Below are 13,704 nucleotides of genomic sequence, written 5' to 3' on the forward strand. Positions count from 1 at the left end.
CTCTCATCCCGAGAAAGGTAGTTTTAGCCTTTATCTAATGGACGATAATGATAACGGCCCAGATTATTATCAAGCAGATAAAAAGCGTTGTGCCCAAGAGGTCTACGCTAGAGGTGTAATTATCAATGGTGAAGTGGTAAATGATCCTCAATATATAGAAAGCTTTCTAGAAACGGCAGATGAAGCTTTGGAAAAAGCGGCAATTAATGCAATTGAAGCTGGAAAACGAGAAGTAGACGAAGAACTCAGGGAAGAAATCCTGCCACATTTAGGTTCTATTGAATTTGATGAGGCGGTTAATGAAAAAATGAGAGAGCTAGGTTGGTTAACCAGAATGGGAACCAAAGCTGATCTAAATTGAATACTAACAAACGCATCAAGTCGCGCCCCTGAAAAGGGGGCGCGCAGGGGCATCAAAACTACGCGACGATTAGCTTTAGTGCTTCGGCTAAGTTAAACCAATCGCTGCTGCGTTTGTCTGCGCTCGTGTAGGCATTACAAAAAGCCAGTATGAATGCGTTAATTGTAGTAATTAAGGTGGGGTGGCACCGGTACTGCAAACTTCACCTTGATTGAGCCTTTTGACTATCCCTGCAGTAATGGCTTTTGATGGTATGGTAACAAAGCCTAGTAGATACAGCTAAGTACAAATAAGGCGAGCTAACTAGCTCGCCTTTTGGTATTAGCTGTGTTTTGTTGCTTCAGTCTCTAGTGAGACCTTTACTTGCTTAATCATGTTCTCTTTGATCTCAACCACTTCCATACGATAGTTGTCGACACGTAAGCTTAGCGGGGCGTCAGGAATGTCTTCGAGGTGCTCGACAATCAAGCCGCTTAGGGTTTTAGGGCCTTCTGTAGGTAAGTCCCAATCCATCTCTTTGTTTAAGTCACGAATGTTGACACTGCCTTCTACCATTACTGTGCCGTCGTGTTGCATGTTGACGTCTTCACTCGGTGCACGCGTCTGCGTTGTCGTAAAGTCGCCCACAACTTCCTCAAGTATATCCTCAAGCGTTACTAAGCCTTGAATATCACCATACTCGTCAACCACAAGCCCGATGCGTTCTTTTGCTTCTTGGAACTTGATGAGCTGAGTATTTAACGAGGTATTCTCTGGGACATAGTAGATTTCTCGCACTGCTCGCAGTAGCGATGGCTTATCAAATTGTTCTTTGGTCAGTAGACGTAGTGCGTCTCTGGCATGAATAAAGCCTACTGCATCGTCAATTTGGTCACGGTAAAGTAGTACTCGGGTGTGCTGAGCATTGGTTAACTGACGGGCAATGTCTTTCCACTCGTCGTTAATATCAATGGCATTGATTTCACTTCGTGGGATCATGATGTCTTCCACAGTAACATGATCTAAATCAAGAATAGAAGTCAGCATATTTTGGTGGTTGGAAGGCAACATTGCACTGGACTCATTCACCACGGTTTTTAATTCTTCTTTACTGAGACTATGCTCTTCAATTTCTTGTGGTGTGATACCAACTAAACGTAGCATGCCGTTGGTGATCCAGTTGGTTGCAACAACCAAAGGAAATAATACTTTCAATAATACTTTAAGAATAACAGAGCTAGGGAATGCGACTTTTTCTGGATATAGCGCAGCTAATGTTTTTGGTGTGACTTCTGCAAAAATAAGCACCACAAGTGTAAGACCGAAAGTCGCGACAGCAATACCCATGTCGCCATAAAGGCGTAATCCGATAATTGTTGCGACCTGAGCGGCGGCGATATTGACAAGGTTATTTCCTATCAGGATCAGACCAATCAGTCTGTCTGGACGGTTGAGGAGGTTACTTACACGCTTCGCGCCACGGTGATTCTCTTTTTCAAGATGTCGCAGGCGAATACGGTTGATTGACATGATACCGGTTTCTGAACTAGAAAAATAAGCCGACATCAAAATGAGCACACCGAGTATAATAAACAAGGCGCTGGTCGATATGTCTTCCAACAGTGGATCCCTTTTTTACTTACGAAAGCGTATTAAGCGTTAGTGAGTTACGATAGTCAAGTTAAAGTTTAAAACCTGCCTAAAATCACTTCTTGTATAAAGCGACTACCAAAGTACCCAAGCGTAACGACACCAGAAGCGGTGATGATAGAGATAACAACCGGCTTACCACGCCATCCAAACACACGATGTCCAAAAGCTATTACTACATAGATAAGCCAGCCCACGATAGACAATATGGTTTTATGGATAGTCTCTTTGGCGAACATGCCGTCTAAAAAGTAAAAACCAGAAGCCAAAGCGAGCGTAAGTAGTCCAGTGCCCACAAACAATAGCTGATAAAGCTGCCTCTCTACCTGCATAAGCGGTGGTAAGTGGCTCGTCATGATGGCCAAGTCTCTTTGTTTTAGACGCTTATCGATAAACATAAACTGGATAGCGTAGAGTGTCGCAATAATAAGTACGCAGTATGCCAATAGCGATAATGAAATATGTAGCACTAAACCAATATCTACGTTTATGGTATCCATAATAATATGATGCGGGATAAACAGACTAGCCAAGAGTAAAATTGCTGCAAATCCATACACAACAGGAAGCAGTAAGGTTGCAGGAAAACGCAAAGATACCGTGGTTACTGAAACCACAATCACCCAGCAGGTTAATAGTGCGACATTTACCGTGCTGAGGTCTTGACCTTGATGAGTAAATACAGAGTTTACCAACACGAGCATGTGGGTCAAAATAGCAACGGTACTTAATATTAAGGTCTTCTTTTGATTAGGTCCTTGTTTGTCAAATAAGCGCGACAAAACATGACTGGTGGCCATGGAATAAAAAAGGCAGGCGATTAATGACAAGCTAACAATCAACATAAAGATAAATGCTCAATTTTTTGGTTTTCCTTTACGGCTATTGTATTTAAAGCCACTTCGCTTGCATAGAGTTTTATTTCAATCTATTAACTTATTCTTATTTTAGTGCAAGGAAAGCGTAAAAAGCAGAACAATCAGCTTGAATACTGTATTAGTCGCTCGCATATCAGTATAATGCCCGTTAATTTCGAGATTTTGGAACCGATACATGTTTGAAAACCTCCAAGAGCGTTTAGGAAAAACGCTCAAAAACATTAGTGGCCGTGGCCGATTAACCGAAGACAATATTAAAGAAACACTCCGTGAAGTCCGCATGGCGCTACTTGAGGCTGACGTTGCCTTGCCAGTTGTGCGCGACTTTGTAAAACAAGTAAAAGAACGTGCGGTTGGTGTTGAAGTCACAAAAAGTCTGAGCCCAGGCCAGGTTTTCATCAAGATTGTTCGTGAAGAACTTGAAAAGTCTATGGGTGAGGCCAATGAAGAGCTGAACTTAAATGCTCAACCGCCAGCGGTTGTGATGATGGCAGGCCTTCAAGGTGCGGGTAAAACCACCAGTGTTGGTAAGTTGGCTAAGTTCCTAAAAGAGCGCAAAAAGAAATCTGTGCTGGTGGTCAGTGCTGACGTTTATCGTCCCGCTGCTATCAAGCAGCTTGAAACTTTAGCCGCTGAAGTCGACGTCGAGTTTTTCCCTAGTGATATTTCACAAAAGCCAATTGATATCGCAACGGGTGCAATTTCTCACGCTAAGAAAAAATTTATTGATGTGGTACTTGTAGATACCGCAGGTCGTTTGCACGTTGATGCAGACATGATGGATGAAATCAAAGATTTACATGCTGCGATTAATCCTATCGAGACTTTATTTGTGGTCGACTCAATGACGGGTCAGGATGCCGCAAATACGGCAAAAGCGTTTGATGAAGCGCTGCCGCTAAGTGGTGTGATCTTAACCAAAACAGATGGTGATGCACGAGGTGGTGCAGCATTGTCAATTCGTCACATTACGGGCAAACCTATAAAATTTATCGGTGTAGGTGAAAGGACGGATGCGCTTGAGCCATTCCATCCAGATAGAATTGCGTCTCGGATCTTAGGTATGGGTGATGTATTGTCCCTTATCGAAGAAGTAGAGATGAAAGTCGATAAAGACAAAGCTCAAAAAGTGGCTGAAAAAGTCTTTAAAGGCGATGGCTTCACATTGGAAGACTTTGCAGAGCAGCTACGTCAAATGAAAAACATGGGCGGTATGATGTCGATGCTTGACAAGCTTCCAGGCATGTCAAATCTTCCCGATGCAGTAAAAGGCCAAGTGAATGACAAGACCTTTAATCAAATGGAAGCCATTATCAGCTCAATGACACCTAAAGAGCGCGCACGTCCTGAAATCATCAAAGGTTCTCGTAAGAAGCGGATTGCAGCCGGTTCTGGTACACAAGTACAAGACATCAACAAGCTGCTGAAGCAATTTACCCAAATGCAAAAAATGATGAAAAAGATGAAGGGTAAGGGCGGTATGATGAAGATGATGAAGAACATGAAAGGGATGATGCCACCAGGTATGTTCGGTGGTGGTGGACCTAAGTTCTAACACTGTTTATATTACAAAAGGCGAGCACCTCACTGCTCGCCTTTTTACTTTATCTAACTCGTTTGCCAATTATATCGCCGGACTCGTTAGAGCTAGCGGATATTCATTTATTAGTAAAATCGGGCACAAAGGGCTTAAAGTTTTCAGCCTTTTTAGGATCACCACTACCAATGTACTGCGCCTCTTGCGGATATGGATATATAGGGCGAGTGAAAATAATATTACCCTGCGTATCTTCTTTTTGTGTCATCAGTGCATCTGGTGCTACCCCAGTATCTAGCCAATGTTCTAACGCCGCTATGGCATCAAAGGTTTCAGCACCTGGCCCTTCAATACCACAATGAACAAGGCCAGGGGGTAAAAATAGCCGCGCAAAGTCGTATGTATTATCTTTGCCCATGTAGTTGATTACTGAGTTATACCAGTCAATCGTTGCGTAAGCAGGAATTGCCGCATCTGACCATCCGTGTAGTACTATCATTTTGCCGCCGCTATTTCTAAATCCGGTCAGATCCGGGTGGTCAGCATCCATAAAGCTTGAAATAGACGAGAGTTCGCCGACTTCATTGTTATAAGAAAAACTTCTCCAATTGCCTTGGTTATATCTCTCTTGAGGAAACGCAAGGTATTTCAAATATTCGGTTGCGGCATAGTAGTGGTAAGGTTTGATAAATGGTGCTTCTGGGAATAGCCAACCTGTCCACTCCGGTTCAGAGCCATAAGGTAGGCCACCATAAATGACGTTGCCTTGTTGGTCGTAGGAAGGGGCATATACTTCTTTGATTGCATTGGCCTGACGTGGCGTGAGGCACTTATTAGAACTGTTGTTTTCACATATCAGCGTTTGCGGGTCAAAATCACAGCGTCTTGGATCGCTGATCAACCCATCAACCAAACCATCTTTATGATCGCAAGCTGCCATGACAGCCTGTGAGATAAAATCCGTGTAGCTGGCGTCGAGCAGAGCATTGTCGTTTTCATCCAATATTGCTTTGGCATTGTCCATACAGTTGATCAGGTTGACTTTGGTGTAGTTAATTGTTGGTCCTCTGGCGATTACCCCATCAAAGTCGTTAGGGTAACGCTTAGCAGCCATGATGCCCGCATGACCTCCTTTTGAGCAACCTGAAATAAATGAGTAGGTTGGAGGCTTGGCATAAAAGCGTTCAATAATGGCTTTTGCCGCAACAGCAACCACATGATTTGCTCGATAGGCAAAATCTTCCTTTAATGACACATTATTTTTAGCCCACAAGCCATCAAATCCGGCTGCGGTATGGCCGCCATCATGAGACATGGTTGCGTAGTTACGTATGATCCCTGCCATCGTGGGGTAGTTTGATACTTCGCCACAAAAACCCATACAAGCATTGAGTAAAAAGCGTTTATTCCAAGCTTGATCCAATGGCAATCTCAGCTGAAAGCGTATCGTTGGTGCTGCATAGCCTTCGACTAAACAGTGTGCAGGGAGCGTGTTTGCCCCTTTGGGAATTGGGGCACCTAATAACCGACTGTATTTATACGTCCAAAGCTCAGTATCGGCATCAAGGGTTTGACTTGGGATATATTCGGCATTAGTAATACTTGTTGCCGCGTTACCGTTTTCCAATTGGGAGTAGTCACCAAAGCGTAATAGCTTACAGGCTGTCGCTGTATCATTATTTGCGGCGAAAGCTGAGAGTGTGGTTAAACTGGCCGTAACAAGGAGTGCTACGCCGATGAAGCGCTGCGCTATGCGGTGTGTTTTCATCCTTATTCGGATCATGTGATTACTTTCCTTAATAACAAAAAATAACAGTGCGTTTTGACTTTTACCGTGCTTACACACCGTTTGAGCTTGTACCTAAAATGAGACGTTGATGCCGAGGTAAACTTTACTTTCACGTTTTGCTGAGCGAAATCTGCGCTTGGCTTTGGAATTTACTTGCATTGCGCGTGAAAATGCGTAAAATGCCCGAGCTTCCCGTAGTGGGAAGTACAAACTTATTAATGAAAACAGTCAATCTATGTAGAGGACGGTATGGTAACTATTCGTTTGCAACGTGGCGGCGCTAAAAAGCGTCCATTCTATCAAATCGTGGTTGCGGATAGCCGTTTCTCGCGTGACGGTCGTTTCATCGAGAAAGTAGGTTTCTTTAACCCGATCGCAGCAGGTCAGGAAGAAAAAGTACGTTTAGATTTATCTCGTGTTGATCACTGGGTAGGTCAAGGCGCATCTCTTTCAGATCGCGTTGCTAAGCTGGTTAAAGACGCTCGTAAAGCGGCTTAATAGGCGTAAGTGTAACCATGAGTCAAAGTAAAACCTCGACAATCGTTGTTGGTAAGCTTGGTGCTCCTTATGGCATCAAGGGTTGGCTTAAGGTGCATTCATTTACTGATGATCCCCAAGGGATCTTCGATTTCAGCCCATGGTTGATAGGGCAACAAGGTAAATGGCAAAACCTTGAAGTGAGCGACTGGCGTCGTCACAACAAGGGATATATCGCTAAATTTGCGCAAGTAAACGACAGAGATGAAGCAATGGCTTATACCAATGCAGAAATCGCTGTTTATGCTGAGCAGCTTCCTGAATTACCTGAAGGGGAGTTTTATTGGCGAGATCTTATCGGCATGTCAGTTGTAACGAATAAAGGTTACGACTTAGGCGTAGTCGATGACTTGATGGAGACAGGCTCAAATGACGTTTTGGTTGTGAAAGCAAACAAAAAAGATGCGTTTGGGCAATCTGAAAGGTTAATTCCATTCTTAACAGACTCTGTTATTTTGGACGTTAACCATGAAGAGAGAAAAGTTACTGTAGATTGGGATCCAGCGTTTTAATGAGTGATCAGCAAAAGCTATGGGTTGGGGTGGTTTCACTTTTTCCTGAAATGTTTGATGCGATAACTCAGCAAGGCGTAACGGGTCGAGCTGTGAAAAACGGCTTGATTGAGTTTAATTGCTGGAACCCGAGAGATTATGCCATTGATAAGCATAGAACTGTGGATGACAGACCTTATGGTGGTGGTCCTGGAATGCTAATGATGGTTGAGCCTCTCAAAAAAGCCATTCTTGATGCCAAAGCGGCAGCAGGTGATGGTGCTAAAGTAATTTATATGTCCCCTCAAGGGCGAAAACTAGATCAACAAGGTGCGTCAGAATTGGCGCAATCTGAAAAGTTGATATTAGTTGCGGGTCGTTATGAAGGTATTGATGAGCGGATCATCGAGTCTTTTATAGATGAAGAATGGTCCATTGGTGATTTTATACTGAGTGGCGGTGAGTTACCTGCCATGACATTAATTGATGCAGTCGCACGATTAGTGCCAGGCGTACTAGGTCACAACCAGTCAGCTGAACAAGATTCATTTTCGGATGGCTTGTTAGATTGTCCTCATTATACTCGGCCGGAAACATTGGATGATAAAAAGGTGCCTGCTGTATTACTCAGTGGAAACCACCAAGAGATAGCCAAATGGCGCTTAAAGCAGTCTTTGGGTAGAACTTGGCAACGTCGTCCTGACTTGTTGCGTAACCTAGCTCTGACTGAGGAGCAGGCGGCATTACTTGCTGAGTTTCAGCAAGAGAATGACCAAGCTTGTGGCTAGAAGACAGTTACACCTAGGAATGTGAGAAATAAAATGGCAAAAGTAAACCAAAATATTATTAAAGAGCTTGAAGCTGAACAGCTTAAGCAAGACGTACCTGCGTTCGGCGCTGGTGATACAGTTGTTGTACAGGTACGCGTTAAAGAAGGTAACAAAGAGCGTCTACAGGCCTTTGAAGGTGTTGTAATCGCTAAGCGTAACCGTGGTCTACACTCATCTTTCACTGTTCGTAAGATTTCAAGCGGTGAAGGTGTTGAGCGTGTATTCCAAACGCACAGCCCTCTTATCAGCAGCGTAACAGTTAAGCGTCGTGGTGCGGTTCGTCGTGCTAAGCTTTACTACCTACGTGAGCGTTCTGGTAAATCTGCACGTATTAAAGAGAAACTTAACTAATACGTCGCATTTATCAAATGCAGATAAAACAGGCCGCTATATGCGGCCTGTTTTGGTTTTAGCCCAGCTTATTATTCCCGTTCTGTAAATACTCACTCTCATATCACATCTTTTGTCATGATATTTTCATGGTAGCTTACTTTTAATGCGGCTTACTTCTTGTTAGACTCGGTGTATTATTTAATTTACTACTGTATATATAAGTTTACATCATGAATGGGGCTAATGATTTAGAAGCAATACGCGTTGCAATAGATGAGTGTGATAGCGAACTTGTCGCATTACTTGCAAAGCGTAAAGTATTGACCGAGCAAGTTGGAAAAATAAAACAGCAAAAAGGCGCGCCACTGCACGTGCCAAAGCGCGAGGCTGAGCTTATCAAAGCACGCCGTGTAGAAGCCGAGAACAAAGGGGTTAACCCTGATCTTGTCGAGGATATTCTGCGCAGAATGATGCGAGAAGCCTACGAAAACCAACAAAGTGAGCTTGCGTGTGCAGCACCAATAATGTCACCTATTGTGATCGTTGGGGGTCAAGGTGCCATGGGTAAACTGTTTGCGAAACAGTTTAAACGCTCCGGTTATGAGGTACGAATACTTGATAAAGATAATCAATCAGAAGCTACTGCGTTACTAAGTGATGCAAAACTGGTGTTGGTGAGCGTACCAATTAACGCACTAGAGCAAGTTGTTAATGCACTGCCTGCGCTACCTGATGATTGTATTCTCGCTGATATTACCTCGGTGAAACAGGCGCCGCTAAAAGTGCTATTGAACAAGCATAGCGGCCCTGTTGTGGGGCTGCACCCAATGTTCGGCCCTGATATATCACATTGGGTTAAACAGACCATAGTTGTGTGTGAAGGACGCATGCCAAAACAGTGTGAAGGGCTAATCAAACAGCTGAGAATTTGGGGAAGCCAGCTGGTGCAAATGGACGCTAAAAAGCATGATCAATCTATGCAGATTATCCAAGTTATGCGCCACTTAACCACTTTTGTATACGGGCAGTTTTTATCTAAGCAATGCCATTCACTGAAGGAGCTAAGAAGCTGCTCATCGCCTATTTACCAATTAGAATTGATGATGGTCGGGCGTCTATTTGCGCAATCGCCAGAGCTTTACTCTGATATTATGCTTGCGCAATTTAACGATGTAGAAGGCTTATTGGCAAGCTATCAAGACACCTTTGAGCAGACATTAACTAAGCTACAACAAGGCGATAAAGAAGGCCTAATGCAGTCTTTTTCAGAGGCCAAACATTATTTCTCGGAAAGCGCGAAACACTTTCTATCACAAAGCCGAGGCCTGCTTAACAAAGCCAATGACGCTAAAGTGTTGGATTATGAGGAAAGTATTTAGCTTTTAGGTATGCCAGTTCAATGAGTTAAACATTATAGCTTTACACCGAAGCATTATGGACAACAATTTGAGCTGGTATGTAATACTTTGTTTGTTTTCAGGGCAAAGTAGTAACGACTCTATCACGGCAAACGAATGTTGCGTAGGTGTGATTGATTTGTACATGGGGGTGTTTTTACCATGACAAACATCATAGCTTCAGAGTGCGTAATTACTGCTGGGTATCTTGGGTTTATGGTGAAATATTTCTCGTGGTTCTCTAACTAGAAACTTGAATTTTTTAAACCATTATAGATAGCATTTACTCTAAAAGTTTCTTCCGAGTAACTTGCGTAAGTTACCGCTAACTTGATGACTACAGTATCATTTTATTTAGACTATATTAAATTATCAGTCCAAAAGGTTAATTATCTGTAAGAGTTAGCCTTGCATTTATTGACAACAAACACTTCTAGAGACTATAAAAAGATAAATAAGTTTGAAGTAGAATCAATGATGCCTTTATATTTTTTCAGCGCTTATACTCGCCAGATTATCTCTTTACAACACTCAACGATATCTCTTTGCATGACATGTAGAGGTGATATTTCGCCATCCTGATCTTTTATTCCGGCTGTTTTTTGTTTGCAACGGTGAACATAAAGTAATCATCGCTGTTAAACTTTTTGTTACTCCAACTTTTAGTGGTGGTATAATGTTTAAATCTCTTGCTCGTGTTGTTTCCAGCCATATGACGTTAATGGTATTGATGCCATGTATGTTACTTGGCGCTGTCATTTTTTATGATGTGTCAGTATCTGCCAAAAGAATGAAGGACGCATATGACGCAGAGTATAATGCTTTTTTAAGCCATGCAGTTTTAAATGTGATCCATGAAACACAAAAAGAGCGCGGTGCATCAGCAGGCTTCATTGGCTCTCGAGGCCTTAAGTTTGAGCAAAACTTAAGGCTGCAACGTAATCTTACCGATAGTGCAATTGCAAAACTAAAGCAACAACAGCAAAAGTGGGATCTTATGCCAGAAATGGCACAAGAGCTAATAGAGTTTGAGAGTAAATTCTTTCGTTTATCTAGTGTACGTTCTAGTATCGATTCTCTTTCTATGCCTATTTCAGAAGCGCTAAAGTATTACACAGATATTAACCTAAAGGCTCTACATATCGTTATCAAGGCCTCGAGACTGAGCAATGATCACACGATATCTACTGAATTAGTCGCAATATATAACTTTTCAAATGCCAAGGAATCAGCTGGTATAGAGCGCGCAGTTTTGTCTAATGTGCTTAGTGCTAATACATTTACACCTTCACTGAAAAACAAATATGTTGCTCTGATAACCAAACAAGCCGTATACCTTGAAGAAGCGTTAGAAGCCTCTCCTCCACAAATGCGTGAATTATTCAAACAGGCGTTGAATCATTCATCCATGCGCGCCGTTGACGTCTTCAGACAAAGTGTTGCTGATAAAAATGATGGCTTTAATCTCAGCGCTGAAGCATGGTTTAAAGCTGCGACAGAGCGAATCAACATATTAAAAGAGGCAGAAGAAAAAGCACTAATATTGGTTGATAAAACAGCTATTGATATCCAACAGCATGCCGTGTTGGTCTTGGTAATAGAATTTATCATATTAATAGTTGGCTTTTTTATTACTGCAGCATTGTTTTTTGCGATTCGCCTGCGTAAGCAACAATCAGCAATGATTGCTGAGGGTATTGAAATTGCCCGAGTCAAAAAAGACTTAGGTCATGAAATTAAAGTAGTCACCGAGGATGAGTTAGGGCAATCGGCAAAAAGCATTAACAATCTAACGAAGCAATTTGAGGACGATTTGGTTGAATTTGCTAGAGTTTCAATGGGTATAACCAATTCGTCAGAAGAGACAGCTACCGCCATTCAGCAAAGCCAAGATAACCTAATTAGTCAACAATCAGGGATCCAAACTATTGCATCCGCTTCAGAACAAATGAGCGCTAACATACAAGTCATTGCAAACTCCATGCATGAAAATGCCACCGCAGCTAAAACTGTGACACAAGAGTCTTTACAAGGACAGCAAGTTGTTGAGGATGCTGTAAATGTTATTCAGCAAGCATCAAATGATATGGAGCGATCCGCAACTACGGTGGATGAACTGAACAATCGAGTGGGTAGTATTTCATCGATGGTTGATATGATTAGAAGTATTGCTGAGCAAACAAATTTATTGGCATTGAATGCAGCTATCGAAGCTGCAAGGGCTGGAGAACAAGGAAGAGGTTTTGCTGTTGTTGCAGACGAAGTGCGCAGCCTTGCTAGCCGTACTCAAAACTCGACTGAGGAAATTTCAGCGCTCGTATCTGAGCTTCAAAGTAGTTCATCAGAAGCATCCAATGTTATCACACAGGGCAAAGAAAACGCGCTAGAAGCTGCGGCACGTGCAAAAGAGATCAAAATAGCTTTGCAACAAATTGTTGAACAGGCACAACAAGTAGAGTTAGTTACAGAGTCTGTTTCAAACAACACGCAACAACAAAGCAATGCAATTGATGAGGTCAGCAAAAATATCTCTGCAATATTTGAAAAAGCTACGGAAAATGTATCCGGTGCAGAGCAGATAAGCATTGCCGCAAATGACATTGCAAGTGCAGCTAAAGTGATGGACAAGCTCATTGCCCAATATCAAGTCAGCCAAGCAGGAAAACATCGTAAAGGCGAGTTTTAGTTACGATCGTAAAAATTTAATGCCGATATTTACCGTCACTTGGTCTATAAATCAATAAAGTTTGACGTGGTTATTCTTTACCTACTCTACTATAAAGAGGTGAGCTTCCATTAGGAAATGTAGAGGCTAATACCATAAAATCATTATGTTTAGCAGATTTAGGGAAATAGCAATGTTTGCAAGCTTTCTAGTCCCATCATTAGCATTTTTAGCTACAGTGTTGTCTATTCGTGGTGAAACATGGAATTCTGCCGAGTCAGGAATTAGAAAAGTCACTAGGGTAGGGTGGCTAACTTTTGGAGTGGTAGCTATAGCTCTCATAACAGGTATTTGGACTGCAAAAGAACAATATCGTAAAGAAATGTATGGGAAGTATATTGCTTACTATGATTTTATCGATCCGCTGCTTAATCTAGAAAACTTAATGAAAGCAGGTGATTTCTCAAAAGACACTCTGCATAGCAGTGGTTTTATCAAATACTGTCATGAAGTTAGCGAGTTATATAACCATTGGAATACACGAGTACCTGGGGAGGTAATGACAAGCATCGGTTCTTTAGGGCGTTGTGAAATATTTGAGGAGCCTATGGATGATGTCGGGTATGTAGTTACGCTGTCTTGGGTAAATGACCAGTTATGTCAAATCATGCAGGCTGCCGAAGTTAGTGAAAAATGTGACAAACGTGTCAGTGTAAATTGAGCATTAAATTTGGCTAACAAACCACCATGTGGTCACGAGAAGCTAGTACGTTTGCACTTTACTGGCAGAGTAATGAATGACAAACAGTACATAGCACCCATCACTATTTTTAGCGCTGGGAATAGGCTCATCTAATTAGAACTGTGATCAGATATCATCGATTCTTCTTCCTCACAACAGCTATCTGCTAGGTATGGCCTCGACTTCATTGCGTAAAAAAATTTTGTGGGCGTGGCTTTATGTTACGATTTTACGTAGGCCGCCATTTATGGCGTCAAGTAACATTTTGGTTCTGATAATGCAGCGCCAATCATGCGGTGAGTGTCAGCGATTAGGTCTCGGCTTTAGCTTGAGTGCAGGAACGGCTTTACGCCGCGAACTTTATGTCGAAAAATAGCCTTCAGGCACTGATACATTACTTCAAAGGCTAGCCTAACGAAGCATAGTATCGTTCAGCTATCGAGACTCCCTGTTATTGTCCGCATTATGGTAGTAATGCAGCTTCAATCATGCGGTGAGTGTCAGCGATTAGGTCT

General features: G+C 42.4%; 12 protein-coding genes. 9 read left to right on the top strand and 3 right to left on the bottom strand.

All coding sequences use genetic code 11. From position 1 onward, the window contains the following. Nucleotides 1-361, top strand: a 361-nt coding sequence (locus EAG18_RS22245; protein ID WP_185745635.1) for a hypothetical protein, incomplete at its 5' end; no start/stop codon positions are given. Between the two features lie 321 nt (nucleotides 362-682). Here the strand turns inward: EAG18_RS22245 and EAG18_RS19740 are convergent. Both EAG18_RS19740 and ccsA read right to left on the bottom strand, forming a co-directional pair. Next, entirely contained in the window at nucleotides 683-1,960 is a 1,278-nt protein-coding gene (locus EAG18_RS19740; protein ID WP_125254076.1) for an HlyC/CorC family transporter, read from the bottom strand. A 68-nt stretch (nucleotides 1,961-2,028) separates the two neighbouring features. After that, complete coding sequence (ccsA, locus tag EAG18_RS19745; RefSeq protein ID WP_125254077.1) at nucleotides 2,029-2,835, bottom strand: cytochrome c biogenesis protein CcsA; 807 nt, start codon at nucleotides 2,833-2,835, stop codon at nucleotides 2,029-2,031. Nucleotides 2,836-3,043: 208 nt separating this feature from the next. Between ccsA and ffh the strand changes: the two genes are divergently transcribed. Next, nucleotides 3,044-4,423 carry a signal recognition particle protein gene (ffh, locus tag EAG18_RS19750; protein WP_125254078.1) on the top strand — a complete coding sequence of 460 codons (1,380 nt, stop codon included), beginning with the start codon at nucleotides 3,044-3,046 and terminating at the stop codon, nucleotides 4,421-4,423. 103 nt (nucleotides 4,424-4,526) lie between these two features. On the opposite strand, the gene EAG18_RS19755 is transcribed toward ffh, so the two are convergent. Then, nucleotides 4,527-6,188, bottom strand: a complete 1,662-nt coding sequence (locus tag EAG18_RS19755) for a tannase/feruloyl esterase family alpha/beta hydrolase (RefSeq protein ID WP_275557345.1) — start codon at nucleotides 6,186-6,188, stop codon at nucleotides 4,527-4,529. A 255-nt stretch (nucleotides 6,189-6,443) separates the two neighbouring features. On the opposite strand from EAG18_RS19755, the gene rpsP reads away from it, so the two are divergent. The 7 genes from rpsP to EAG18_RS19790 all read left to right on the top strand — a co-directional run bounded on the left by rpsP (nucleotide 6,444) and on the right by EAG18_RS19790 (nucleotide 13,168). Next, the gene (gene rpsP, locus EAG18_RS19760; RefSeq protein WP_017216164.1) at nucleotides 6,444-6,692 is read left to right on the top strand and encodes a 30S ribosomal protein S16; all 249 of its coding nucleotides are present in this window, start codon (nucleotides 6,444-6,446) and stop codon (nucleotides 6,690-6,692) included. Between the two features lie 17 nt (nucleotides 6,693-6,709). Continuing rightward, nucleotides 6,710-7,243, top strand: coding sequence for a ribosome maturation factor RimM (rimM, locus tag EAG18_RS19765; RefSeq protein ID WP_125254079.1), 534 nt, complete (start codon nucleotides 6,710-6,712; stop codon nucleotides 7,241-7,243). Next, nucleotides 7,243-8,010: a tRNA (guanosine(37)-N1)-methyltransferase TrmD gene (trmD, locus tag EAG18_RS19770; protein WP_125254080.1), complete on the top strand. Its 768-nt coding sequence runs from the start codon at nucleotides 7,243-7,245 to the stop codon at nucleotides 8,008-8,010. Before rimM ends, trmD begins: the two co-directional genes overlap by 1 nt. Before the next feature lie 33 nt (nucleotides 8,011-8,043). Beyond that, entirely contained in the window at nucleotides 8,044-8,403 is a 360-nt protein-coding gene (gene rplS, locus EAG18_RS19775; RefSeq protein WP_125254081.1) for a 50S ribosomal protein L19, read from the top strand. Between the two features lie 212 nt (nucleotides 8,404-8,615). Continuing rightward, nucleotides 8,616-9,764 carry a bifunctional chorismate mutase/prephenate dehydrogenase gene (gene tyrA / locus EAG18_RS19780; RefSeq protein WP_125254082.1) on the top strand — a complete coding sequence of 383 codons (1,149 nt, stop codon included), beginning with the start codon at nucleotides 8,616-8,618 and terminating at the stop codon, nucleotides 9,762-9,764. A gap of 694 nt (nucleotides 9,765-10,458) precedes the next feature. After that, on the top strand, nucleotides 10,459-12,468 hold the full coding sequence (locus EAG18_RS19785; protein WP_125254083.1) for a methyl-accepting chemotaxis protein: 2,010 nt from the start codon (nucleotides 10,459-10,461) through the stop codon (nucleotides 12,466-12,468). A 172-nt stretch (nucleotides 12,469-12,640) separates the two neighbouring features. Continuing rightward, nucleotides 12,641-13,168 (top strand): hypothetical protein, encoded by a 528-nt coding sequence (locus tag EAG18_RS19790; RefSeq protein ID WP_125254084.1) that lies wholly within the window; start codon nucleotides 12,641-12,643, stop codon nucleotides 13,166-13,168. Nucleotides 13,169-13,704 lie beyond the last annotated feature (536 nt).

It is taken from the genome of Pseudoalteromonas sp. J010 (assembly GCF_003934235.1).
GTDB classification, from domain to species: Bacteria; Pseudomonadota; Gammaproteobacteria; order Enterobacterales; family Alteromonadaceae; genus Pseudoalteromonas; species Pseudoalteromonas peptidolytica.

Bases quoted from the DNA above. Each gene is read 5' to 3' on its own strand.
- ccsA (WP_125254077.1), bottom strand. From the start codon at position 2,835: ATGTTGATTGTTAGCTTGTCATTAATCGCCTGCCTTTTTTATTCCATG.
- ffh (WP_125254078.1), top strand. From the start codon at position 3,044: ATGTTTGAAAACCTCCAAGAGCGTTTAGGAAAAACGCTCAAAAACATT.
- EAG18_RS19755 (WP_275557345.1), bottom strand. From the start codon at position 6,188: ATGATCCGAATAAGGATGAAAACACACCGCATAGCGCAGCGCTTCATC.
- rpsP (WP_017216164.1), top strand. From the start codon at position 6,444: ATGGTAACTATTCGTTTGCAACGTGGCGGCGCTAAAAAGCGTCCATTC.
- rimM (WP_125254079.1), top strand. From the start codon at position 6,710: ATGAGTCAAAGTAAAACCTCGACAATCGTTGTTGGTAAGCTTGGTGCT.
- trmD (WP_125254080.1), top strand. From the start codon at position 7,243: ATGAGTGATCAGCAAAAGCTATGGGTTGGGGTGGTTTCACTTTTTCCT.
- rplS (WP_125254081.1), top strand. From the start codon at position 8,044: ATGGCAAAAGTAAACCAAAATATTATTAAAGAGCTTGAAGCTGAACAG.
- tyrA (WP_125254082.1), top strand. From the start codon at position 8,616: ATGAATGGGGCTAATGATTTAGAAGCAATACGCGTTGCAATAGATGAG.
- EAG18_RS19785 (WP_125254083.1), top strand. From the start codon at position 10,459: ATGTTTAAATCTCTTGCTCGTGTTGTTTCCAGCCATATGACGTTAATG.
- EAG18_RS19790 (WP_125254084.1), top strand. From the start codon at position 12,641: ATGTTTGCAAGCTTTCTAGTCCCATCATTAGCATTTTTAGCTACAGTG.